Source organism: Micromonospora sp. DT201 (assembly GCF_049841575.1).
Taxonomy (GTDB): Bacteria; Actinomycetota; Actinomycetes; order Mycobacteriales; family Micromonosporaceae; genus Micromonospora.
Map to the genome: position 1 here is coordinate 472,662 of NZ_JBNCKP010000003.1, position 25,197 is coordinate 497,858.

Here is a 25,197-nt window from a genome sequence, read left to right on the forward strand (position 1 = left end):
GGGCGGGGTGGGGTGGGGCGGGGTGGGCCTGGGGCGCTTGCCGTGCCTGGTTACCTAGGCCGTGGGGACCCTCCGGTTCACCTCATGCCGCGTAGGGCGGTTTGTAGGCGGTCCTGGGCGCGGCGGCGGCGCTCGTTGCTCGCGCCGAGCACGAGCAGCAGGATGCCCACCGGGATGAGCGCCAGCCACGGGCCGAGGCTGAACAACGCGTGGATCGCGGTGATCGCGGTGACCGACGCGCCGACGATCACCGGCGCCTGCTGCCGGCTGGACGAGCCGAAGATCAGCACCGCGACCGCGCCGAGCAGCAGCAGCATCTGCCGCAGCGTGCTGGAGTCGGTGGCCAACACGATGGCCAGCGTTGGCACGAAGGCGGTGACCAGCGCCGGCCCGTACGCCACCCAGCTGCTCAAATCCGGTCGGTGGCGCAACTCCAGGACTCCAACGAGAAGAGCCAGCGCGGCGAACGGCAGCGTGTACGCCTCGGGCAGCGCCACGTCGGCGACCCGCATCAGAATCCACCACGCGGTGATCTCGCAGACCACCACCGCCCAGAAGAGGATCCGGCGTTCCACCGGGCGGCGACCGGGGCGGGTCGCCGCCACTCCGAGGACCGCACCCCAGGCGGCCAGCAGTGCAGCGATGTGTCGGGGCGAGTCGAAGGCGAGGGCCAGCGCGATCAACGCGGCGGCGTACCCGCTCCACTGCACCGTGGCGGCCTCCCGCTGCGACTCCGGTTGCCGCAGCCGGGGCAGGATCGCGGCAAACACCTGCAGGACGGCTCCGACCGCGAGCACCCCGAACGCGGACCAGACCGCGGCCAGCCCGGCGACCAGACCGGCGGTGAGGACGAAGAGCTGCGCCATCAGCGAGGCGAAGAGCCAGCCGAGGATGCGGGCCCGCTGGGTGGTCCCGAACAGGGCTGCCACCACGCCAACGCCGACCCCGCCGCCGAGGCTGAACAGGGTCAGTTCCTCGGCCGCGAGACTTCCGGCGAGTCCGGCGCCGCCTGCGGCCAACCCGATGACGAACACCAGGACCCGGGCCAGCCGCAGCGAGCGGGCCGGCTCGACCAGCGACGGTGGCGGGGTCAACGCGAGCCCGAGCATCGCGATGGTGAAGACGGAGAGCGCCGCGAGGGTGCTCGCCGGCCAGCCGCTGCCCAGGGCGATGGGCGCGATCAGCAGCGTGACGGCGGCACCGGGCAGCACCACCGGTACGGCACGGGAGCGTCGTCCACCGCTGAAACCGGTGGCGGCGAGTGCTGCGGTCGCGGTGAGCAGCAGGGCCGTCAGCACGTGGGTGGGGTCGACCACGTCCGGGGGTGGGGTGAGCAGCTCCGGCGGCGGCCCCTCCCAGATCCGGGTCAGTGTGCGGTGCGGCTCGACCAACGCGACTACCAGTGCGGGTGCGATCGAGGCGAGTGCGAGGGCGGTCGGAAGGGCCGCTGCGGCCAGCGCACCGGCAGCCGGGTTGACCCGCCACCGCCGTCGCTCCGGGTCGTCCGGCAGTCGCCGTAGAGCGCCGTCGAGGCGTACCGCCCAGCGCCGGACCGGCTGAGCGGACCCGGTCGGCGGCACGGTGGCCGCTCGGATCAGCTCGGCCAGCACACCGAGCAGGGCGGCGGCGGCCGCGTAGACGCCCGCGGGGAGGCCGGTGGGGATGGCGGCGAGGGCGCTGATGGTGGCCCCGCCGACCACCGCCGCGCTGACCCAGGGCAGATATTGCGGCACCTGCCGGCGGACTGCGGCCACGGCAGCCAGGCCGAGGCTGGACGCGGCCAGCGCAGCGGTCAGCACCACCTGCGCCGAGTGTTCGAATTCGGCGGCCAGCGCCGCCACCGCACCGGGGAGGGCCAGCAGCGCGGCACCGATCGCCGCACCACCGATCTGCACCAGGTGCGGTGGCATTCCCTCGGTTTCGATGTCGGTCACCTGCGGGCCGGCCAGGACGCGGGCCAGCGTGGCCACCACCACGCCGATCAGCGCGATGCTGCCCAGCGCCAAGGCCGTGGTCCATGGCCGGACCAGGCCGGCTCCGGCAGCATGCAGCGCGACCACCCCGGCCACGGTGGCACGGGACAGCCCAGCGCGCGCCTCCTCCGAGGCCACTGCGGCCATCCCGTACACGGTGGCGACCATTCCGCCGACCAGGACGGGCGACCACCAGGCCAGATCGAACGCGGCCGGCGCACCGATCGTGGCGAGCAGCACCGCCACGCCGGACACGTCCCATCGCCAGGGTGGGGGCAGCAGGATGCCGGCGGCGAGGGCCAACAGCGCCAGCGCGACCGGCGCCTGCCAGGTGGCGCCACCGACGGGCGCGGCCGGCCAGCCGCTGAGATTGCCGTCCCAGATCGGGCCGGGGGTGGCCAGCACGCCGATCCCACCGCGAATCGCCGACCAGCCGGCGAGTACGCCGATGAGGAGTCCGCCGACGGCGAGGCCGAGGATTGGCCCGCGTCGCCACTCCTCCGGCATGGTGCGTGCACCCACGGCGACCATGAGGACCAGGGCGGCGGCCATCGCCAACTGCCCGCCCGGTGCGAGCACCGCCCCGATCCGTACCAGCGTGGCGATCAGGGCGGTGGTGACCGCCGCCGCGGCCAGGTCCGAGCCGTCGAGGGAGAGGTCGGCCCGACGGCCGGCGTCAATGGATGGGGCCAGGAAGAGCAGCACCGCCGCGATCAGCAGTAGTGCGCCCACCCAGGCATCGGCGACGGTCGCGCCGGGCGCCCCGAACGCGGCGGCCGTGACCAACAACGCGCCCACCCCGGTGCCGACCGACAGCGGCGCGGGGATGCGGCGCTGGGAGACCTGTACGACGGCGGCGTAGCCGAGGGTCACGCAGACCGCCAGGAAGCTGGCCGCCAGGACTGGGACGGTCACCTCCCGGAGGCTGGCCGGGGTGAGGGTCGGGTCGTTCGGCAGGGTGGCGGCCACGAACGCGGCCACCGCCCCGGGCAACGCGAACGCCGCGCCTCCGGCGGCCCATGCGGTGACCGTGTCGGAGGCGGCCGAGGCGATCCGGACCCGGGGTGCCAGCGCGACCAGCGTGCCGGCCGCGAACAGGGTGATCAGGACCGCAGCGGTGAGCGTGGGGCGGGACAGGCTGGCACCGGCGCCGAACAGGCCCACCACGGCCGCCCCGATGGCGTGCGCCGCTGCTGCTCGGTCGGTGCGGGCGGAGAGCCCGATGACGCCGATACCGATCGCAGTGATCACCATCGGCCAGGGTGCCGCTGCCCAACCGAGACCGAGCGAGGCCGGGACGGCGAGTGCGGTCAACGCCGCGCCGGCGACCGCGAATTCACGGCGGATCTCCGTGGGCAGGGCCAGCACCGCCGCGATGGTGAGCAGGAATGCTGCGCCCGCGAGCTGCCAGGTGGTTGGCCCGACCGCGGCGGCCAGTTCAGTCGGGTATCGGGCGAGGTCGGCACCCCAGGCGGGCAGCGCCGCCCGGACCGGTGCCACCCCGGCGCGTAGCGCGCCTCCGGCGACCACCAGACCGCTGACGGTCAGCGCCACCGCCGAGGCGATCTGCGGGCCGCGTCGGGCCGCCTCGGGGACCGCGCGTACGGCCAGCCCGGTCACCGTGATGACCGCCGCGATCAGCAGCAACGCCCGGCCGGGAAAGGCCACCGAGGCGATTCGGCTGAGCGCGCCGATCACCGCCAGGGTGACGATGCCGGCCGCGACGTCGGGCAGCGGCGGACGACGCAGTACCAGTGCGCCGGCCAGCCCGACTGCGGCGGCCAGCAGCAGCACCATCCCGGCGCCGGTCGCGACCGGCACGGTCTGCGCCCGGAGGAGGGCGGTGACCGCGTACGCCAGAGCGACCGCGACCGCCACCGCGTGCAGCAACCAGGTCAGCTCGCGCAGCCCGGGCACCGGGCGAGTCGGCCGGGTGTCGGCGGAACCCGCGCTGGCGTCGATCAGCTCGGCGGCTTCCTCCGGGTCGCCCTCGGGCCGGGTCTCGGCGCTGCGCTGACGGGGTGCCGACGTGGTGCCCGGCGGTGGCAGGTCCGGCCCGACGGGGCGTTCCAGGGCCACGCCGGAGCGGGCCAGCCAGAGGTCGACGAGGGCGACCAGGGCCAGCACCAGCGCCCAGCCGCCCGGCCCGGTGATCCGGTCGTACGCCAGCAGCGGCAGCACCGGTTGCGCGGCGAGCACGGTGGCGAAGCGGGGTGCGCGCAGACCTGTCCAGCCGGCGTACCCGAATGCGACGCCGGCCGTGACCGCGAAGATCACCCCGGCGAAGACCGTGGCGGAGGCGTCGCTGGCACCGATCCGTTCCACGCCCCAGAGGGCGTTGCCGGCAAGCGGCACCAGCAGCAGGCCGACTGCGGCGATGGTCTCGGCGGTCGAGGTGAGCCCGCGCCGGGCCAGCGCCGGCGGGGCGAGCAGCATCAGCACGGTGGCCAGGAGCAGGATGCCGAGCCGGGCCAGCGCGTCCATCGAGCTGGTCGCCACCGCGGCGAAGACCACCGCGGCCACCCCGAGCAGCAGCGCTCCCAGCCCGAGAGGGATGTTCTGCACCTCGCGCGACGAGGCCTCCGGAGGGTGCTCCGGGTCGTCCACATCCAGCCAGCGGGGCGGGGGCGGTGGCGGGTCGTCCGGGGCGGGCGGGGTGCCCTGGCGGGGCACCCGGGGCGGCGCGCCGGTGGTGGCGGTCGGTGGCCGCCGGCCGGGGCGTCGGCGTAGCACTCGGCGTGGCCGCGTGGCCTGCTTGGTGCGCTCCTCGCCGGCGTGGGCGAGGATGTCCCGTTGGAAGAGTGCGGCCTGCATCTTGGCGGCGATCTGCCGCTGCTCGCGGGCGATGGCGGCGTCGCGCGCCTTCATCTCCGCGATCGAACGCTCGATATCGGCGAGGTGCTCGACCCACTGCGGCTGATCAGCCCCGCAGTGGGGGCAGTGGACGGCCGGCTTGATTTCCCGGCCGCACGAGGAGCATTGAAAGTTCGCCACGACACCCCTCCACCCGCACTGTGGACTCCCACTGTCGCAGCATGCCCAAAGCTGGCGCGGATTTCGACTCTTGTCGGCGGGTCCGGGGCAAACAACGACACCGGCCGGCCACCGAGATGCTCGATGGCCGGCCGGCGAAGGTCGTTTCCGTCAGGGGCGGCCCATGCCCCGGTACTCCCAGCCGGCCTGGGTCCACAGCGCCGAGTCGAGGCAGTTGCGGCCGTCGACCACCCTGCGGCCGTTGACCAGCTCGCCGAGGGCGACCGGGTCGGCGTTGCGGAAGTCGGCCCACTCGGTGAGGACGCAGACCAGGTCGGCGCCGGTGACGGCCTCGTTGATGCCGTCCTCGTAGGTCAGCTCGGGGACTGCGCGGCGGGCGTTCTCGGTGCCCTGCGGGTCGTACACGTGCACGTCGGCGCCGGCTTTGTGCAGCAGCGCGGCGACGGCGAGCGCCGGGGCGTCACGGACGTCGTCGGTGTTGGGCTTGAAGGTGGCACCGAGCACGGCGATGCGGGTGCCGGAGAAGTCCGGGCCGGCCGGCCCGGAGCGGCGGCCGAGCAGGTCCGCTGCGAGCTGGAGCACCCGGGTACGACGGCGCAGGTTGATCAGGTCGACCTCGTGCAGGAACCGGAGCGCTTCGCCGGCGCCCAGCTCCTGAGCACGGGCCTGGAAGGCCCGGATGTCCTTGGGTAGGCAGGCGCCGCCGAAGCCGAGGCCGGCCTGGAGGAACCGGTTGCCGATGCGTGGGTCGTACCCGATCGCGCGGGCGAGTTGGGTGACGTCGCCACCGGAGGCCTCACAGACCTCGGCCATCGCGTTGATGAAGGAGATCTTGGTGGCGAGGAAGGCGTTCGCGGCGACCTTGACCAGCTCGGCGGTGGCGAAGTCGGTGACGACCAGGGGCACCTCGCGGTCCTCGGTTGCAGCCAGGTCGAACACGCCCTTGTGGGCGGCGTAGAGCATGCCGTTGGCCCACTCGCTCTTCACACCGACCACGATCCGGTTGGGGCGCAGGACGTCGTCGACGGCGAAGCCCTCCTGGAGGAACTCGGGGCTCCACGCCACCTCGACGCCCAGGTCGTGGGGGGTGTGCTTGCCGACCAGTTGCTCCACCCACTCGGCGGTGCCGACCGGCACGGTGGACTTGCCGACGATCAGCGCCTTGCGGGTCAGGTGCTGCGCGAGGCTGGTGACCGACGCCTCGACGTACGACAGGTCGGCGCCCATCCCGTCGGCCCGCTGGGGGGTGCCGACGCAGATGAAGTGCACGTCGCCGAAGTCGGCGGTCTCGGCGATGTCGGTGCTGAACCGCAGCCGCCCGGCGGCAAGGTTGCGCCGGAGCAGCTCGTCCAGGCCGGGCTCGTGGATCGGCACCTGGCCGGCGTTCAACATCGCGATCTTGTCGGCGTCGACGTCGAACCCGAGCACTTCGTAGCCCAGCTCGGCGTAGCAGATGGCGTACGTCGCGCCGAGGTAACCGGTCCCCAGGAACGTCACCCGCGGCCGAGGCGCGCCCGAGGGCGGTGTCACCGCGGCGATGGCGGGGGTCGGCTGGATGGTGGGGTAGGGGATCGTCACGCCTGTCTTCTCCGCTCGCACTGGCGGCGCGTCGTCGCGTCGCATTTTGCTGCGGCGCCTGGGCGGGGCACCGGAGGGGTGGCTCTCACTGTTGTCCACCATCATTGCCCAGCGGCGTGGGTAGACCCTCATGCCCATACCTACGCGCCGGTAACATCTCCCGAAATGCAGTCGCTAGTCTTCAGTCTGCGCGGTCGGCGGTCAGGAGTCGTCACAGACTGCGCATGATAGCGGTGAAGGGGAGGGGCCGACATGGCCGCAGGCGAGTCGTTCGACGTCTACCGGTTGCCTGAGGAGCACCAGGCGGTCCGGGAAGCGGTGCGTGAGGTCTGCGCGGCGAAGGTGGCCCCGCACGCGGCCGAGGCCGACGAGACCGGGGAATTCCCCAAGGCGTCCTACGACGCACTGCGGGCGGCCGACTTCCATGCCCCGCACATCCCCGAGGAGTACGGCGGCGCGGGCGCGGACGCGCTGGCCACCGCCATCGTGATCGAGGAGGTTGCCCGTGCCTGTGCGTCCTCCTCGCTGATCCCGGCGGTGAACAAACTTGGCACGATGCCGCTGCTGTTGTCCGGTTCCGAGGATCTCAAGCGCCGCTACCTGACGCCGGTCGCGGCCGGTGAGGCCATGTTCTCGTACTGCCTGTCCGAGCCGGAGGCGGGCAGCGACGCCGCCTCGATGACGACCCGGGCGGTGCGTGACGGAGATCACTGGGTGCTCAACGGGGTGAAGCGTTGGATCACCAACGCCGGTGTGTCCGAGTTCTACACCGTCTTCGCCGTCACCGACCCGGCGGCCCGCTCCCGGGGCATCTCGGCCTTCGTGGTCGAGAAGTCCGATGCTGGCGTGAGCTTCGGTGCGCCGGAGAAGAAGCTCGGCATCAAGGGCTCACCGACCCGTGAGGTCTACCTCGACAACGTGCGGATCCCCGCCGACCGGATCATCGGCGCGGAGGGCACCGGCTTCGCCACCGCGATGAAGACCCTGGACCACACCCGGGTCACCATCGCCGCGCAGGCCGTCGGGATCGCGCAGGGCGCGCTCGACTACGCCAAGGGGTACGTGGCGGAGCGCCGCCAGTTCGGCAAGGCGATCGCCGAGTTCCAGGGCATCCAGTTCATGCTCGCCGACATGGGCATGAAGCTGGAGGCGGCCCGGCAGCTCACGTACGCCGCGGCTGGCAAGTCCGAGCGCGGCGACGCGGATCTCACCTATTTCGGTGCGGCGGCCAAGTGCTTCGCCTCCGACGCCGCCATGGAGATCACCACCGATGCGGTGCAGTTGCTCGGCGGTTACGGCTACACGCGGGACTACCCGGTCGAGCGGATGATGCGGGACGCCAAGATCACCCAGATCTACGAGGGAACGAACCAGGTGCAGCGGATCGTCATGGCGCGGCAGCTTCTGAAGGGCTAATGCGGGGCTGTTTTAGCCAGCTCAGGGCAGGTGTGGTGGGGCGAGGTGGTCGAGCAGGCGCTGGTCGCAACGTGTCGGGACCATCCGGGTGTAGCGGGTAGGGCCTACCCCACCGGCCATCTTCCCGCTCACCGGCTGTAATCCGGACAGGCCGCTTCATAGGGTCACAGGACAGTCACCGAACACGATGCCTGTCCGTTCCGGAGGTCGTCACGTGAGCCACTCCATCAAGGACCCGCCCGTCGGAAATCGAGCGTCGTCCGGGACGCTCCCCCGGATCGTCGACGTCGACGCGTTGCGCGCCGTGGCGCTGCTCCTCATCCTGGTCGTCAACATCGCCTTCTTCGCCTCCGGCTATCCCTTCCAGCTGGTTCCGGATCCCGCGCACGACTCCTGGGGCGACCAAGTGGTCCTGTGGCTGGTCGAGCTGCTCTTCGCGATGAAGGCGTACCTGCTCTTCTCCTTTCTGTTCGGCTACAGCTTCACGCTCCAGCTCGAATCCGCCGCGCGGCGCGGCGTCGACGGCGTCTCACGGTTCCGGCGACGGCTGGCCGGGCTCTTCGTGCTCGGCATCCTGCACGCGGTGCTGCTGTTCCAGGGCGACATCCTGACCACGTACGCGTTGCTCGGTCTGGTCCTGCTCGCCATGCGGGGAGTCCGCGTCGGGACCGCGCTGCGCGTCGCCGTACTGCTGACCGGCGGGATCGGCTTCGTCCTCGCGCTCGCCGCCACGGGCGGGACCCAGCTGGTCACCGATCCGGCGACGGCACTGGCGGCGGGGCAGCGGTCCACCGAGGCACTACAGGGTGGGATCGGCTCGGTGATCACCGAGCACGTACGCCAGCTGCCGGCGATGTTCGGCACGCTCCTCGTGCAGGGGCCGCTCGCCCTCTCGGCCTTTCTCTTCGGTTACGCGGCCGGGCGGCGCCGGCTGCTCACCGACGTAGTCGGGAACCGGCAACTCCTGCGCCGGGTGCAGCAGTTGGGCTATCCGATCGGTCTGGCCGGCGCGGTGATCTTCGCATCGGGCGGGGGCACCGCCAACCTGACCGGGCTGACGGCGGGCGTGCTCACCGCGCCGTTGCTCGCGGCCGCGTACGCCGCCACCCTGCTCCAGTATTTTCAGACCGACCGGGGGCGGCGGGTCGTCGCCGTACTCGCGCCGGCAGGCCGGATGTCCCTGTCGAACTACCTGGGCCAGTCGCTGCTCTGCGTGCTGGTCTTCACAGGCGTCGGGCTGGGCCTCGCCGGTGCCGTCGCGCCCCCGGTCGTCGTCCTCATCGCGGTCGCGATCTACTGCGTGCAGCTCGCCGCCAGCGCGGCGTGGATGGCTCGGTTTCGGTACGGGCCGATGGAGTGGCTGTTGCGGGCCTGGACCGAGCAGCGGTGGCCACGGCTGCGGGCTGCGGGCAGCGGACCGTCATGGCGCGGGAGCTTTTGAAAGGCTGATTCCGGGCTGTTTTAGCAGCTCAGGGTAGATGTGGACGGGGTGACCTAACCCTCGCCGCAATCAGAGTATTTCGCCCCGGGATCGCGTCTGGTTCACCGTCGCCCCGAATTGGCGTACATAACGTCCGTCGAGCCGGTTCCCGGACGCCGTACCCCTTGCTCCATGACCGAACGGCGAGCCTATCCCTCCGGCCTCTCCGACGCCCGCTGGGCCCTGATCGCACCCCGGTTGACCGCCTGGCGACAGGCCTATACACCGACGCCGGCGTCAGCGGTCGCGCCCCAACCCACGACCTACGCGGGCCGCACCACCGAGCTCACCGAATCCATCATGGACAATCAATCAGGGTATAGTGCCTTCCGTGAATATCTGGTGCGGACGAAGAAATTTGACTGCTGCTGCAGCAATAGTCCTGGGCTGTATCGGCGTGGGTTTCCGCGCTTGGCTCACGGCGGTCGACGCACCTCCAACAAACAGCGATGAAGCAACTTTCGGGCTGGCTGCTTTACATATTATGCATGGCAAGGACTTCCCCGTTTTCCTCTACGGTCAACATTACATGGGAATAGCGGAATCCTATTTGGCCGCACCCATGATTTGGCTGAACGGTCCAACTGCGTCGTCACTGCGTGTTGGGACGCTGGCCTCTTACGCGCTGTTCCTGATTGCGATATATTTTCTAACTAAACGACTTTTCTCGAGAGGGCTTGCGCTCCTGGTGATCGGCCTTCTCGCACTTGGATCGGACCGCGTAGTAAAGGATAGAATTATCGCGGATGGCTCCACCGAACTTGCGGCAATCGCGGCACTTCTAATCCTGGTTACATCGAGACTCGCGGCGGCGGACAACGACCAGCGCCGTCCCCTATATTTCGGCGCCTGGGGTTTCCTTGCGGGTTTTTCGCTCTGGGACCATCTGCTGATCCTTCCTTATCTCGCCTGCGCTGCCGTCGTCCTGGCGCAAACCTGCGCGCGTGAACTACGCGGCAAATCCGGTCTCATTGCGGTGGCCGGGCTTTTGTTGGGTGCGTCGCCTATGATTGCGCACAATCTCATGAGTCCTTTCAAGAACAACTTTCTAATGGTCCTGCTGCATCACAATACTGTTGGATCGGAGGCATCGCTTGTCGACCGCATTCACGGCGGAGTCATGCTAGGCATCCCCTTGGCGACGGGCCTATGCGATCCGAGCCACTGTAGTCGATGGCAGATGCTGTGGGGGCCTGCCTACCTGGCGTTACTCGTTCTATCGGCGATAATCGCGGTGCTCATGTATAGGACCAAGCTCGGTCCCGATCGTGCTCGGGCGCTCGGCTCGCTTACCTTATCTCTGGGCGGCATCATAACTATTCTTTCGTATGCGAGGACCCCCGCGGCCGCCGATACGCCCATTGAGAGTGCCCGCTATCTCGAGCTGCTATTGGTTTCCTTGCCGGCTGCCCTTTGGCCGCTGTGGCGATTTGGCTCGGCCAAGTTCTGGGTGGTTGGGCGAATGCTTTCTATTGGCTCAATAGCCACACTCGCCGCGATGATGATTCATGCTACCATCATGCTCATACAAACTGTTCCGACCTACTCGGTTCAGGCCGGCAATCAAAGAGATCTCCTGGCTGCTATTGACGGGCTTGGCATCACGCGCTTCTATACGGAGTACTGGACGTGCAATCGCTTGATATATGCAGCCAACGAACGAATTGCTTGCGCCGTCCTCCAGGACGATCTCCAGCCCGGGTTAAACCGATATCGCCCATATGTAGAGATGGTCAATAAGGCCAGCAGCGTTGCCTACGTCGCGCCGGTCGGGTCAACCTTTGATCTAAATGTCGGCAGATATTTAAGCGATGTCGATCCGCAAGTTGTCGAAGCTGCTGGCTACCGGCTCTACCTACCAGGCCGGCCTACCCATCCAACACCGCAGCAGAGCCCTTAGATGAGGCCGAGGATGTGTGGCCGAAGTCCGTCCGGTTCGGCCCTACCAGCCCGCCTCGCCGACGATGAGGCGAATGGTCTCCGGAAACCGTGCACGAGGTCGTTAGAGACAATCGAACTCATCCCAGCACCGTGCCGGGCGGCACGAAGCCGCCCGGCATCCGGACGTTCGGGTTAATTGTCGCCCCAGTCGTGCAGTCAACCCACGCTTGGTAGTCGTCAGGGCCGTTGCCGTCCACCCAGCCACCGAAGTCAGGTGAACATTCACCGTGACGTGTTCCGCGCCGAACCACTGTGCGCCAGCAACAGCAGGGGTGGCCAGACCGGGTCTGGAGACCCAGGTGGTGGCGGCGCCCACCCGGCGGTGGGGGTGGGGCCACCGGGCGGCGCAAGGATCGGGCAGCTCGGCTATCGGGGAGCCGCTGGCTTCGAGGCCGTCATCCGGACGTCGGCCTCGAAGCCGGTCAGTTCTGTGGGCGCACTCCGGTCGCGAGACGCCGAACGCACCTCTACCCTGGCCTTCACCCGCAGGTCGAGACGGGTCTCCTGGCCGGCGGCGACCTCGACGGTCACGGTGGCGGGTCGGACGCCCACCGCGCCCGCACCGCCCAGCGGCGGCCTCGCCGTCGCCGTCACCTCGTGTCGGCCCGGCGGGAGGCGGTAACACCAGGTGCGCCAGGAGAGCGGGTGCCCGGCTCCGTCGATGAGCAGCGACGGCCACGGCAGCCAGGCGTTCGGGTCCACCGACGGTCTCGCTGCGACCTGGGTGCCGTTCCAGACGTACTCGCGGGTCGCCGTGGCGGTGACGACGAGGACGCCGTGGCCGCCGTCGGCGAGGCTTGGCGGGGGAGTGCCGTCGCCGAGGAACGCTCCGGTCTCCGCCGTGCGTGCGTCCGCGTCGACCTCGTGGGACACCTCGGCACGGTACCGGCGGTCGACCCGGCGTTTCGCCCGGATGATCAGCACGGTCGTCGCCGCCGTGATCGCGAACAGGGCGGCGACAAGGGCCGCGTTCGGCCGAACGCCGGCCGCGTCGGCGACCAGCGCGACGCAGGCCAGGGCCAGGAAGGCGGCAGCGATCCCGGATACTCCCGATCCCAGCCGCCGCCGTGCCGGGGCGGGCACGAGTACCCCGTCGGCGCCACCGAAGGAGGCCGGCGTCCAGTACTCCAGCTCGGCGATCTCCCCGGCCCGGAGACGTACCCGTCTCGCCGTCTCCGCCGACAACCGTCCCCGCACCTCGACGAGATGCTCGCCGGGGTCGGTCACCACCACCATCCGACCGACGCCGTGCCACATCGGCTGGTCGTCGACGCCGACCGCCTTGGCCGACACCCAGTTGGCCGGGTCGGTGGTCCTGGTCCGGATCCGTACGGATATCCCGGCCTTCCCGGCGGGCAGACCGGGGGCGGGCTGCCCCACCGGCCAGGCCACGGTGGATGCTCCCGGGAACGGCGTCGGCGGTAGCAGTCTTTCCCATCGGTTCATCGGTTGGTGTCCAGTGCCTCGTCGATCTCGGTGTCGGACATCTGCGGGTCGCCGGCCTACTCGCGCCCAGTGGCACCAGCGCCGTGCCGGTGCCGCCATAGTGGAACGCGCGGGTACTGAGGTGAAGGTCCCGTACGGCGCCGCCCGGACCGACCACCACGGTCACCGCATGGTCGTCGCTGGTGACCTCCACGGACGCCTCCGTGATCGCCTCCTGTATGCGCCGCGTGCGTTCGGTCATCGCGTGGGGGTCCACGGCTGGCGCTTCTCTCGCTCCGATGCCAGCGAACGCATCCGGGTTGCGAACCACCATAGGGGTCGGAGGCGTCTCGTGTCCGCCCGTGATCGCACCGTCGCGGTGCCGGTCATCGCCACCCCGCGAGCCGGCTCACGCGCCCGCCAGCTCACCAACCTCACCGTCGAGGTCTCCTACGACGACGGCGCCACCTGGAAAGCCGCTCCCGTCCAGTCCGGCCAAGCGCAAGTGAGCGACCGTACCCCGCCTGATCTGGCGCGTCCCACGCCTACCCGGTATTCCGGACAGCTACCGGCTGCTACAACCCGCTTGCGTGGAATGGCTCAGTGTGGGGGCGATTCGACGTAAGGAAATGTCTGACTCGAGACAACCTTCCATGTCCCCGGGACGTGGAAGGAGCGTGACGGACCAAGCCAAACCACTGTCGACGGCGGATGCCCCCTACGCGGCATTCGTCGAGGTGGCCTGGCAACGCCATATCCGGTTCGCGCTGGTCACAGAGCTGAGGAGTCGAATGCGATTCAGACGAGGAGTCGGCGGCGGAATGGCCGCGGCCATGCTGGTGGCGGGCACCACACTCGCCGCAGCGAGCGCTACGAGTGCCGCTCCGCCACCGGCCTCCGTGCAATCATCGGCGGCACATGGCCCCGTGCGTACGGTCACCCTGGTGACCGGCGATCAGGTGACAATGTCCCCCGACGGTGCTTCCGTGTCGGCGAAGGCCGGCCCCGGTCGAAAGGGTGTCACCTTCACGATCACAGAGGGAGACGGCCGGGTACGAGTGGTCCCCAGCGACTCGGTGTCGTTGTTGGCGGCCGGGCGGCTGGATCCGCGGTTGTTCGACGTGACGGGCCTGCTGGAGGCCGGGTACGACCGCCCGGATCATTTGCCTTTGATCGTGACCGGCGGCAAGGGTGCCACGGCCACCACGACGCGCCACAGCATCGCCGGGGTGGGCGGGCTGAGCGAATTACGCGACCTGCCAGCGGTCCGTGGTGTGGCGGTACGTCAGTCACGCGGCGCGTCGGTCACGTCGTGGCGTGCGCTGACCGGGGGGAGTCCGGCGCCACGCTCTCTCCGGTCGGGGGTGGGGAAGGTGTGGCTGGACGGTCTGCGCAGGCCGACCCTCGACGTGAGTGTGCCGCAGATCGGTGCCCCGGCGGCTTGGCGGGCCGGCTACACGGGCATGGGCAGCACCGTGGCGGTGCTGGACACAGGTGTAGACGACACCCACCCGGACCTGGCCGGGCAGGTGGTTGGCCGACAGAACTTCACCGAGGACCTGGAGCCCGGCAGCGACCTGTCGGGACACGGCACGCACGTCGCCGCGACCATCGCTGGCACGGGCGCTGCCTCGGACGGAAAGTTCAAGGGTGTGGCGCCGGGGGCGAAGCTGCTCGACGGCAAGGTCTGCACCGTCGACGTCTGCGCCGACTCGTGGATTGTTGCCGGGATGACGTGGGCGGCGGCGGAACAGCACGCGAGGGTGGTCAACCTCAGTCTCGGCGGTATGGACGACCCGGAGGCGGTGGATCCGGTCGAGGAGGCAGTGCAGACGCTGTCTGGCCAGTACGGCACCCTGTTCGTGATCGCCGCAGGAAACACCGATGGCGGCATCGTCGAGGGGGAAATTTCCTCACCCGGTACCGCACCGGCTGCCCTCACCGTCGGTGCGGTCGATGACACCGACGCGCTGGCGGGCCTCTCCCGTCGTGGCCCTGGCCCACAGGACGCGCTGAAGCCAGATATCACCGCACCTGGTGTGGGCATCACGGCAGCGCGGGGCAAAGATGCGACCAGGGTTCCCGGCAACCAGGGCGAGCAGCACACCACGCTGTCCGGGACGTCGATGGCGACCCCGCACGTGGCTGGCGCTGCGGCGATCCTGGCGCAGCGCCACGCTGGGTGGTCGGGGCAGCAGCTCAAGGCGGCACTGATGGCCACGGCTCAACCTACTGCCGGCACTGCCGTCTACGGTCAGGGTGCCGGGCGGGTCGATGTGGCCCGGGCAGTCGGTCAGGCCGTCACCACCAGTCCGGCGAGTATCAGCTTCGGTCGGCAGGGGTGGCCGCACAACGACGATCCGGTTCTGACTCGTGAGGTGAGGTACCACAACTTCGGCTCGGTGGATGTGACGCTGAACCAGCGCCTGAATACCTTCGGCGCTGATGGCAACCCGTCACCAGACGGGATGTTCACCGTCAGCGCCGCCACGGTGATGGTGCCAGCGGGCGGTGAGGCGACCGTATTCGTGAAGGCCGACACCCGCACGGCAGGCCCTGACGGGTACGCCGGGGGATGGCTCACCGCCACGGCGGGTGACATCGTGGTGCGGACGCCACTTGCGGTGCACAAGGAAACCGAGAGTTACGACGTCACCTTGAAACACATGAACCGCGCCGGCTCGTCGCCGGACGTGTCCCATACCCGGCTGTGGCGAAACGACAGGGACAACCTGCCATACGACACCGGGTACCTGTTCGGCGCGGAAGGCGACAGCGTCACCATGCGGGTGCCCAGGGGTGTGTACACGCTTGTCAGTTCGTCGAGCACGTCGGGTAGCGGCCCCAAGGGAAGTGGCGGCGCCGCGGATGAAGATGTCCTACTCGCCCAGCCGGTGCTCGAGGTGGACCGGCCCCGGACCGTCGTCCTCGACGGTCGACTATCTCAGCCGATATCGATCACCGTGCCAGAGTCGACGGCGAAGGTGGCGAGTGTGGGGATGCGAGCGGTCGCCAAACGTGGGGCCTACACTGCCGCCACAACGATACTCGGAACGACCTTCGAGGGGCTGTATACGGCTCGAATCGGACCCGATGTCCGCAACGAGGACTTCACCGTGAGCTTCGGCGGGCAGTGGGCCAAGCCGAAGTCGGACGGGACCTTCGACGACAGTCCTTACGCCTACCTGCTGAACTTCGCTGAACAGGGCCAGATGACGACCGGCTACAACCGGCAGGTTGCCGACCGGGACCTCGCGCGGGTGCAGGTCGGCTTCGCTCGCGCCAACCCGAACGCCTCGATCGGTATCAGGCGGGTTCAGGGCGGGACCGCCTTCCCCGCCGCCATGCAGTTTCAACTGCCCTTCACGCGCACCGAGTACTACAACAACAGCCCGGACGGTTGGTTGGGAATGTTTTCCGAAGCTTCCGACAGTGGCGTCCTGACCAGCGTTACGGCAAACTCGTACGCCACCTACAAGCCCGGCCGTACCTACCGTGAGGTGTGGAACAAGGGCGTCTTCGGCCCTGCTTCCCCGCCCCGCTTCTTCTTCGAGGGCGCTACCCGAACCGGCGACACCATCTCCGTCGACATACCCCTTTACAGCGATGGCGCTGGCCGGGAAGGAGACAGCCTGACCGAATCGTTCACCGCAACCCTGTCCAGGAACGGCACCAAGATTGCCGAAACCGACCAACCCCGCTTTCAGTCGTTCAACGTCTCGGCCGCCGACGCGTCCTACCGGCTCGAACTTCGGGCGAACCGCGACCCGCAGCTCGAACTATCCACCACGACGCAGGTCGCCTGGGAGTTCCGCTCCAGCCACGTCGACAGCACCACCCCAGCACCGCTACCGCTGTGGACGGTCCGCTTCAGCCCGAGGCTCGACCGGCACAACACCGCCCCAGCGAACCGCACCGTCGCGGTGCCGGTCATCGCCACCCCGCAAGCCGGCTCACGCGCCGGCCAGCTCACCAACCTCACCGTCGACGTCTCCTACGACGATGGCGCCACCTGGAAATCCGCTCCCGTCCAGTCCGGCCAAGCGCAAGTGAGCCACCCCCGCGGCCGAGGTTTCGTCTCACTACGCGCGAAGGCGATCGACGACGCAGGGAACACCGTCGAACAAAGCATCATCCGCGCCTACCGCTACGGCTCATGACAGAACCACCCGGCTGATCACCTGAGACTGGTATACCGCGAGCGCCGTCGGGTACTGCTGACGACCAACGTGCTCGCCGCCGGCCCGTCCACCCTGAAGGCGGTGGAGGGGTCGGCGGCGGCGGTCAACTGGTGAGGTCGCGACGGTTGAACGAGGTGATGGCGACGGACACCAGCAGAGCGATGGCCGCGGTGAGGATGCCCAGGTCCGCCCACTGGAAGCTGTTCCTCAGGGGTTCGTGGCCGATGTAGTAGTGGAACGGGGACACGTACCGGGCCGCATCAGCGCCGATCTGGGTGGCGAAGGTGTTCGCCGCGTAGGTGAGCACGCCCAGAACGGCGGTACCCGCGAGCGCGGCGGCTTTGCTGCCGGTGATCGCGCCGATGGTGATGGCGGCGGTGCCGAAAAACGTGGTGAGCAGGGCCAGGGCCAGGCATTGGGCGGTGAACTGAGCGACGCTGACCGTGGCGAGCTGGGCGCCGGATCGGATGGCGAGCATGGCCAGCCAGACGAGCCCGGCCAGGGCGAAGGCACCGACGGTGAGGGTGAGGAAACGGTGCAGCAGCAGCCGGGTACGGGCGAGCGGGTGAGCCAGGAGAAGATCGAGGTAGCCGGCTTCCTCGTCCCCGGCGATGGCTCGGGTGCCGGTGGCGATGCCGTAGATGACGGCGATCAGCGGCACGATGATGCCGAACACGCTGGAGCCGAGGTACCCGGCGGCAGAGGACAGGTCATCCATGTTGAGCGCCTCGCGCATGGCCGGGGAGAATCCTTCGACGGCCTGACCCATCGCCCCGTCGGCCACCTGGGGGTAGAAGCCCGCGTACATGGCCCCGACCAGGGCGGTCCCGACCGCGAACCCGGCGAGGCTGCGGCGGGAGTCCCACAGCGACTTCGTCATGACATTAGGCACGGGTGGCCTCCTTGGTCTCTGGGCTGGCCTGGTAATAGCTGAAGAACAGCTCTTCGAGGTCGGGTTCGCTGGCGCGCAGGGCGGCGACCCGGTGTTGGGCGAGAACCTGGATCAACGCGTCGGGGCTGGCGGCGAGCTGGAACCGAGCTGTCGTGCCGTCAAAGCTGAGGTCGGAGATCTCCGGGAGTGCGGCGATGGCTGCCTGGTCGACCGGGCCGAGGAACGTGATCTCGAAGTGGTGGACGGCCTGGCTGCGGAGTCGGGCGACGGTGTCGAGGGCGACGAGGCGGCCCTCGCGGATGATCCCGACCCGATCGGCGACCGCTTCGACCTCGGTCATGATGTGCGAGGACATGAACACCGTCTGCCCGGCGGCCTTCGCCTCGCGTACCAGGTCGAGGAATGTCTGCTGGACCAGCGGGTCAAGGCCGGACGTCGGCTCGTCGAGGATCAGCAGATCCGGTTGGTGCATGAACGCCTGCACCAGGCCGACCTTCTGCCGGTTTCCCTTGGACAGGGCCTTGATCCGCGCCGACAGGTCGAGGTCCAGGCGGACGGCCAGTTCCTCGATGCGGGACTTCGGCACACTGCCGCGCAGGTCGGCCAGGAACGCCAGGCACTCGCCGACCTTCTGACGGGGGTCGACCACGAAATCACCGGCGAGGTAGCCGACGCGTCGGTGCACCTCGACGGCGTGCTCGCGCGGGTCGCGGTCGAACAACCACGCCCGGCCGCCGGTGGGGCGGATCAGGTCCAGCAGCAGCCGGATCGTGGTCGACTTCCCGGCGCCATTCGGGCCCAGATAGCCGAACACCTCACCCTCGGCCACTGTCAGGTCCAGGTCGGCCAACCCCCGGCAGCTCCCGTACGTCTTGCTCAGCTTCTCCAGCCGAATCACATCTCCCATGTCTTCGACAGTAGCGAGATTTCAGAGATCTGCGAAGAGTCGAAGCTGTTAGTATTCCGTCAAGATGAGTGACGAGAGGACTTCGATGGCCGCCTTGAGTGACCCTGCGGAGCAGCTTGCCCTGACCCTCACCCAGGGCGGCCTGCAGCGGATGACCGCCCGGGTGCTCGCCGCGTTGCTGTTCACCGAACAGGAGACGATGACAGCGGGAGAGATCGCCGAAACGCTCTCGATCAGCTCCGGCAGCGTCTCCACCGCCGTGAAGGCACTCACCACCGTCGGTCTGATCGAACGCGTACCCGCACCGGGTAGCCGGCGGGAACACTTCCGCCTGCCCGAGGGCGCCTGGGCAACCCTCATGTCCGGCCAGAACACGACCGTCAGGACCATGCGCGAGGCCGCCGAGCAGGGCATCGCGACCACCGGCGAAGACAGCATCGCCGGCCGCCGCCTTGTCGAAATGCGCGACTTCTACGACTACCTCTGGCGCGAGTTGCCCGCCCTGATCGACAGGTGGAAGAGGCAGAAGGTCGGTCAGTGACCTTGGCGCAGTAGTGAGCGGCAGGGATGGCGACGCTGGACAAAATGCTGGGCTGGCGATTCCCTGCCGGCTGGGCAGCACCGGCTGACCCTTCCACGGACGTCCGGCGCGGTGGCTACGGCCGCCGCGCCGGTTTCGTCTTCTCGGCAGTGATATCGGCGCAGCTTACGAACCTGCCGGCACTCGCCGGAAACCTGCGGGAACTGTCCACCTCGCTCGCGGCAATAACAGGTGTCCTGGGAAAACGTCGAGAGGCCGGAAGCAACGTGATCGGACAGATCTGGGCCACCGAACGCACCCGGTCCGGTAGGGATGACGAGCCCGACGATGCCACGGTCCTGAAGCGGTCCCGCCACGACCCCGAGGTGTTCGCCGTGCTCTTTCAGCGGCACGCCGGTCAGCTCCTGCGCTATGTCGGGCGCCGGATCGGACCGCAGGCCGCCGAGGACGTCTTGGCGGACACGTTCCTGGAGGCGTTCCGACAGCGCCACCGCTACGACCACAGCCGGCCGGACGCCCGGCCGTGGCTGTACGGAATCGCCACGAACCGGATGGGGCGCTACCGGCGTACCGAGCTGAAACAGCTGCGGGCGACGGAACGGACCGGTACGGATCCGGTCCTGGAGGCGTTCACCGAGCGCAGTGACGCCCGGGTGAGCGCGGGCGCCCTGGGTCGGCGGTTGGCGGGCGCGCTCGCCCGGCTGCCCCGGGGTCACCGTGACGCGTTGCTGCTGGTGGCGTGGGCGGACCTGACGTACGAGGAGGCGGCGGAGGCGCTCGGAACACCTGTCGGGACGGTCCGATCCCGGATCAGTCGGGCCCGCAGGAGATTGCGCGAGGAGTTCGGTGGAGTCGATCCCAGGGCGGCCGAGAAGGGACTTGTCAATGAATGAAATCGAGGTGTTGCGCGAGATGCGTGCGAATGTTCCCGTTCCAGGGCCGGAGGAGTTGATGGGTGCGCAGGAGCGGTTGAGGGCCGCTTCGGCGGCTGAGTCCGGCCGGGCGGCCACGCTGGCGCCGGGACGATGGTGGCTGCCGCGCCCGGCGGTACGCGTCGCGGTGGCCGCGGCGGCGGTCGGCGTGGTGGCGGTCGGCGCGGTGTTCGCCGCGGGAGGTGGCGTCCCGGGCCTGGGCGAGGATGGTGCCGGCCCGGCGGTGGTAGCGGAGCAGTCGCCGAACCTGCAACTGGTCGCCGCAGCGCAGGCGACCGGGCAGACCAGTTTCAAACTGACGGTGTCGCCCTCGGACCAGAGCGCCCGGGCGGTGCAGGAGGGCGCCTACGACCCGGTGGCGAAGCGCGGGTTTCTCGCCTGGACCGACCAGCACGGCAACCGCATTGAACAGCGGGTCATCGGCAGCGATCTATATTTGATCGCCTCGGTGGACGGCCGGCCGAGCCAGGCCCGGAAGGTGACCGGTTCTGGCCGGGGATTCCGCATCTCGGGCGTGCCGGCCGGTGGCACGCTCGACGACGGCGAACGGGTACTCACCGGGGTGGATGGCGCTCTCTCGGTCGATCCTGACAAGGTCCTGGAGATCCTGGCCGAGGCGGGCACGGTGGAGAAGGCGGGAAGTTCCGGCGGGGTGGCGACGTACACGTTCCGGTACGTACTGGAGAGCCTGTCGGAGCAGACCATGGTCGGCACCGTCGAGGTGCGCTCGGGCAAGGTCAGCAAACTGACGTACGCCCTGGCCGGGCACCCGCTGTCGGAGACCGTCATGGTGTTCTCCGACTACGGCACGCCGGTCGACGTCGAGCGTCCTGCCGTCTGACAACGGTCCAGGGGTGCGCTGACCCGGGGCCCGGACAACCGGGCCCCGGTGTCGTCCCGGCGCTTGGACCTGTTTCGGGACTGCCGGTTTCGAGTCGTCTCAGGGTAGCCAGTGGGAGTGCGGTCGCCGAACCCCGTCGTGGGCAGCGCCGGATCGCTGACCGTGGCTTTTGCGGCGTGCAGCCGCCTCACCCATTTGGGAAACAGCCAAGATCCACGGCTGAAACAAGCGGCCGGAACATTAGGATCCGCCCTGCCCTTGTTGATCAACTTGAGGAAACGTGTTGCTACCTCCACGCCTCCGCGGACGCGGGCCGATTGCGCTGTGCACCGCGCTCGCGGTGCTCGCCCCATCGCCCGCCCTGGCCTCGGCCGGATCCGCTGCACTCCCAACCCCATCCTCCGTCGCGTCCGCCGCACCGCCGGCTCCTGCGACCACCCCCACCGTCACCCTGATCACCGGTGAGAAGGTCACCGCCACCAGGTCGGCGGACGGCAGCCTCAGTCCTCAGGTGCGGGACACCGAGGGCCGGCTGACCGGGTTCACCTCGTCCCGGGAGGGAGGGGACACCTACGTCTACCCGCACGGCGTGCTGCCGTACGTGAGTGCCGGGCTGCTCGACAAGCAGCTGTTCAACCTCTCCGAACTGCTGGCGGACGGATACGACGACGCGCAGCGCGACCAGCTTCCGCTGATCGTCACCTACAACGCCGCCGCGGCCCGCTCCCGTAGCGCCGTGGCGCCTGAGGGCGCCCGCGACGTCCGCAGGCTGGACAGCATCCAGGGTGCCGCGCTGAACGTCGACCGCTCGGAGACCTTCTGGTCCTCGATCACCGGCGGCGGGGAGATGACCGCCCGTTCCGCGGGTAACCAGCTCGCACTCAGCGGCGGCATCGCCAAGATCTGGCTGGATGGCAAGGTCAAGGCTGATCTCGCCGACAGCACCGCGCAGGTCGGCGCCCCCCAGGTCTGGGCGTCCGGAAACACTGGCAAGGGTGTCGACGTCGCCGTCCTGGACACCGGCATCGACGCCGACCACCCCGACCTCGCCGGCCAGGTCGCCGCCGCCGAGTCCTTCGTTCCCGGGGAGACGGTGAAGGACGTCTTCGGCCACGGCACGCACGTCGCCTCCACCATCGCCGGCACCGGCGCGGCCTCGGGCGGCACGGAGAAGGGCGTTGCCCCGGGCGTGCGGCTGCACGTCGGCAAGGTCCTCGCCGACGACAACTTCGGCCAGGACTCGTGGATCATCAGCGGCATGGAGTGGGCCGCCCGCGACCAGCACGCCAAGATCATCAACATGAGTCTCGGGGCCGACCCCAGCGACGGCACCGACCCGATGAGTGTTGCGGTCAACGAGCTCAGCGAAGAGACCGGGGCGCTGTTCGTCATCGCTGCCGGTAACACCGGTCCCGGTCCGTACACGGTCGGCACCCCCGGCGCCGCGGACGCTGCGCTGACCGTCGGTGCCGTCGACGGCAACGACGCCCTCGCCGAGTTCTCCAGCCAGGGCCCGCGGGTCGGCGACCGGGCCCTCAAGCCCGACCTCACCGCCCCCGGCGTGGGCATCCTGGCCGCCCGCTCCCAGTACTCCGCCGGCGAAGGCTTCTACCGCCTCGGCGACGGCACCTCGATGGCCACCCCGCACGTTGCCGGCGCCGCCGCGCTGCTGGCCGCCCAGCATCCCGACTTCACCGCCAAGCAGCTCAAGGAAGCCCTGGTCAGCACCGCGAAGCCGATCGCTGGGCTCAGCCCGTACCAGGGCGGCAACGGCCGGCTGGACATCGCCGCCACCACGACCGCGTCCGTCGTCGCCACCACCAGTGCCGACTTCGGGTACCCCGAGTGGCCGAACGCCCCGAAGGGAACGGTCGAACGGGAGGTCCGTTACACGAACCTCAGTGACAACGCTGTCACCCTCGACCTCGCGGCGACCGTCGACGGTGCCCCGGAGAACCTCTTCACCCTGTCGTCCCGGCAGATCACCGTCCCGGCGCGCGGCGTCACCTCGGTGACCGTGGCCACGGACTTCGACCGGGTACCGGCCGACAACCCCTTCTCCGGCTTCCTCACCGCCACCGATGCCTCCGGCGCGGTCCGCACCCGTACCGCGCTCGCCATCGGTCAGGAGGGCGTGCGCCACCACCTCACCTTCAAGGCCAAGGACCGCGGTGGCAAACCGACAGGTGGAGACCTCCTCCTGCTCGGGCCGGACAACACCGTCCTGCAGCAGCAGATCGACGCCAGCGGCACCCTGGAGCTGCGGCTTCCCGCCGGCACGTACGCGGCCTGGCTCAAGACCGAGGTCGAGGGCGCGAACGGGCCGAACTCGCGAGGGCTCGGCGTGCTGCCGGTCCCGGAGATCACCCTCGACCAGGACCGCACCGTCACGTTCGACGCCACCAGGGCCCGCCGGGTCACGGTGACCACACCCCAGGATTCGAGCCTGGACGGTGCCCGCATCGAAGTGTCTCGCGACCTCGGCGGCAACCGCTGGACCGACGGGTGGCTCCTGGATTCCTCGTACGACAGCGTCTGGGTGCTGCCCACCGACCGCAAGGTCACGAAGGGCACCTTCAGCGTGAGCACCCTGTGGCGCACGGTGCAGCCCGCCCTGACGGTGGCGGCCGACGGCCGTGACTACGACGACCTGCGGGTGCAGCGGGCCGGAACGCCGCTGCCCCGGGGGAGCCAACACCTCGACGCGGTGTTCGCCGGCGAAGGCGGCAGCAGCGGGTACGCCAAGCTGAACGCCCGCGGCAAGGCCGCCGTGGTGCGCCGCAACGACGCCGTACCCCTGGAGCAGCAGGCTGCGGCTGCGGCGTCCGCCGGTGCCCGTGTCCTGCTCGTGGTGAACGACGGCACCGGGCGCCTAGCGCCGTGGCCGGGTTCGGTGTGGGCACCGCAGGACCCACCGCCGGTCACCGTGACCACCCTCACCCGGGACGAGGGCGAGCAGCTGATCGCCCAGATCAAGAACGAGAAGCGGGTCCGGCTCGACGTCACCTCCCACCCGACCACCGAGTATGTCTACGACCTGATCCACGAATACACCGGTGCCGTTCCGGCGGACCTTGCCCAGCGGGTCACCCCACACGACCTGGCCCGAGTCAACATGTCCCTGCGAAACTGGCGTCCAGGCCAGGCGATCGAGACTCGCAGCGGTTTCACCGCGTCGGGCTCGTCGAGCAGCCTCGATTACCACGAGATCCCGGCGCGCGGCGAACGCACCGACTGGGTCACCGCCGGTACGCGGTGGACCACGGACGTCGCGCTGCCGAATGAGCAGGCGCAGGTGACGGCACCCACCGCCTACCGGGCTGGCTCGGTCCAGGAGGAGCGGTGGTTCGGCCCGGTGCAACGGCCCCGGCTGCTGACGACCAGCAACGTCTTCCGGGGCGACGGTGACGGGATCACCGCAGTGATCCCCGGCTGGGGCGACTCGGGCACCGCGCACGAGGGCAGCACCCCCGGCAACGGGGCCGTCGACAACAGCCTGCGGCTCTACCAGGGCGACAAGCTCGTCGGCGAGGCCGACCGTACCCAGCCGATGTTGACCAGCGACGTCCTCAGCCCGGAGCCGCTGCCGTACCGACTCGTGTCGGAGAACAAGCGTGACGCCTGGGCCGGGCCGTACTCCACCGCCACCAGGACGGAATGGGGCTTCACCTCCGCCCGGATCAAGCCTGGCGTCCTGTGGTGGGAACCGTCCCTGATCCAGCTCGACTACGCCGTCGACACCGATGTCGACGGCAAGGCGAAGCGCAACGCCGAACTCACCGTCACCCCGGTGCACCTGCCGACGGCGACCGAGGCGTCCGCCATCCGGACGGTGACGGTGGACGTGTCCTACGACGACGGCGTGACCTGGCACCACACCAAGCTCAAGAGCAAGGGCGACGGCTGGCGTACGCGGATCGACGCCCCGCGTACGGCGAGTTTCGTCACCCTGCGCACCACCGCCCGGGACGCCCGGGGGAACAGCGTCGAGCAGAGCATCACCCGGGCCTTCGGCCTTCGGTGATCTAGCGGAGGGCGGGGACCGGCATCGGTCCCCGCCCTCTGTCTGTCCGGCGCCTGCGCGCCCGGCTCAGAC

The 25,197-nt window shown here is 69.5% G+C and carries 13 protein-coding genes and 1 pseudogene; 9 read left to right on the forward strand and 5 right to left on the reverse strand.

Features of this window, described 5'->3' with window-relative positions:
* Positions 1-77: 77 nt before the first annotated feature.
* Positions 78-4,967, reverse strand: a complete 4,890-nt coding sequence (locus ACLQ28_RS09245) for an SCO7613 C-terminal domain-containing membrane protein (protein WP_425685761.1) — start codon at positions 4,965-4,967, stop codon at positions 78-80.
* A 150-nt stretch (positions 4,968-5,117) separates the two neighbouring features.
* Positions 5,118-6,545 (reverse strand): UDP-glucose dehydrogenase family protein, encoded by a 1,428-nt coding sequence (locus ACLQ28_RS09250; protein WP_425685762.1) that lies wholly within the window; start codon positions 6,543-6,545, stop codon positions 5,118-5,120.
* A gap of 252 nt (positions 6,546-6,797) precedes the next feature.
* Between ACLQ28_RS09250 and ACLQ28_RS09255 the strand changes: the two genes are divergently transcribed.
* From ACLQ28_RS09255 to ACLQ28_RS09270, 4 genes and pseudogenes are all read left to right on the forward strand, one after another.
* The gene (locus ACLQ28_RS09255) at positions 6,798-7,961 is read left to right on the forward strand and encodes an acyl-CoA dehydrogenase family protein (RefSeq protein ID WP_425685763.1); all 1,164 of its coding nucleotides are present in this window, start codon (positions 6,798-6,800) and stop codon (positions 7,959-7,961) included.
* Positions 7,962-8,175: 214 nt separating this feature from the next.
* The gene (locus ACLQ28_RS09260) at positions 8,176-9,402 is read left to right on the forward strand and encodes a DUF418 domain-containing protein (RefSeq protein ID WP_425685764.1); all 1,227 of its coding nucleotides are present in this window, start codon (positions 8,176-8,178) and stop codon (positions 9,400-9,402) included.
* Between the two features lie 171 nt (positions 9,403-9,573).
* A pseudogene (locus tag ACLQ28_RS09265) lies at positions 9,574-9,660 on the forward strand (IS5 family transposase); the annotation flags it as partial.
* 112 nt (positions 9,661-9,772) lie between these two features.
* Positions 9,773-11,341, forward strand: a complete 1,569-nt coding sequence (locus ACLQ28_RS09270) for a hypothetical protein (RefSeq protein WP_425685839.1) — start codon at positions 9,773-9,775, stop codon at positions 11,339-11,341.
* Positions 11,342-11,748: 407 nt separating this feature from the next.
* Here the strand turns inward: ACLQ28_RS09270 and ACLQ28_RS09275 are convergent, their stop codons facing one another.
* Positions 11,749-12,774 (reverse strand): hypothetical protein, encoded by a 1,026-nt coding sequence (locus ACLQ28_RS09275; RefSeq protein ID WP_425685765.1) that lies wholly within the window; start codon positions 12,772-12,774, stop codon positions 11,749-11,751.
* Positions 12,775-13,598: 824 nt separating this feature from the next.
* Here ACLQ28_RS09275 and ACLQ28_RS09280 point away from each other — a divergent pair.
* Entirely contained in the window at positions 13,599-16,967 is a 3,369-nt protein-coding gene (locus tag ACLQ28_RS09280; protein WP_425685766.1) for a S8 family serine peptidase, read from the forward strand.
* Positions 16,968-17,091: 124 nt separating this feature from the next.
* Here ACLQ28_RS09280 and ACLQ28_RS09285 read toward each other — a convergent pair whose 3' ends face one another.
* The gene (locus tag ACLQ28_RS09285) at positions 17,092-17,880 is read right to left on the reverse strand and encodes an ABC transporter permease subunit (RefSeq protein ID WP_425685767.1); all 789 of its coding nucleotides are present in this window, start codon (positions 17,878-17,880) and stop codon (positions 17,092-17,094) included.
* Positions 17,873-18,787 (reverse strand): ABC transporter ATP-binding protein, encoded by a 915-nt coding sequence (locus tag ACLQ28_RS09290; RefSeq protein WP_425685768.1) that lies wholly within the window; start codon positions 18,785-18,787, stop codon positions 17,873-17,875. The genes ACLQ28_RS09285 and ACLQ28_RS09290 overlap by 8 nt, the downstream gene beginning before the upstream one ends.
* Positions 18,788-18,872: 85 nt before the next feature.
* On the opposite strand from ACLQ28_RS09290, the gene ACLQ28_RS09295 reads away from it, so the two are divergent.
* From ACLQ28_RS09295 to ACLQ28_RS09310, 4 genes are all read left to right on the forward strand, one after another.
* Positions 18,873-19,328: a GbsR/MarR family transcriptional regulator gene (locus ACLQ28_RS09295; protein ID WP_425685833.1), complete on the forward strand. Its 456-nt coding sequence runs from the start codon at positions 18,873-18,875 to the stop codon at positions 19,326-19,328.
* 26 nt (positions 19,329-19,354) lie between these two features.
* Entirely contained in the window at positions 19,355-20,221 is an 867-nt protein-coding gene (locus ACLQ28_RS09300) for an RNA polymerase sigma factor (protein WP_425685769.1), read from the forward strand.
* Entirely contained in the window at positions 20,214-21,101 is an 888-nt protein-coding gene (locus ACLQ28_RS09305; RefSeq protein WP_425685770.1) for a hypothetical protein, read from the forward strand. Before ACLQ28_RS09300 ends, ACLQ28_RS09305 begins: the two co-directional genes overlap by 8 nt.
* Before the next feature lie 280 nt (positions 21,102-21,381).
* Complete coding sequence (locus ACLQ28_RS09310) at positions 21,382-25,125, forward strand: S8 family serine peptidase (RefSeq protein ID WP_425685771.1); 3,744 nt, start codon at positions 21,382-21,384, stop codon at positions 25,123-25,125.
* The last annotated feature ends 72 nt before the right edge of the window (positions 25,126-25,197 follow it).

What these genes read in the sequence shown, in the direction of transcription:
- ACLQ28_RS09255 (WP_425685763.1), top strand. Translation starts at nt 6,798, where the DNA reads ATGGCCGCAGGCGAGTCGTTCGACGTCTACCGGTTGCCTGAGGAGCAC.
- ACLQ28_RS09300 (WP_425685769.1), top strand. Translation starts at nt 19,355, where the DNA reads ATGGCGACGCTGGACAAAATGCTGGGCTGGCGATTCCCTGCCGGCTGG.
- ACLQ28_RS09290 (WP_425685768.1), bottom strand. Translation starts at nt 18,787, where the DNA reads ATGGGAGATGTGATTCGGCTGGAGAAGCTGAGCAAGACGTACGGGAGC.
- ACLQ28_RS09295 (WP_425685833.1), top strand. Translation starts at nt 18,873, where the DNA reads ATGGCCGCCTTGAGTGACCCTGCGGAGCAGCTTGCCCTGACCCTCACC.
- ACLQ28_RS09280 (WP_425685766.1), top strand. Translation starts at nt 13,599, where the DNA reads ATGCGATTCAGACGAGGAGTCGGCGGCGGAATGGCCGCGGCCATGCTG.
- ACLQ28_RS09305 (WP_425685770.1), top strand. Translation starts at nt 20,214, where the DNA reads ATGAATGAAATCGAGGTGTTGCGCGAGATGCGTGCGAATGTTCCCGTT.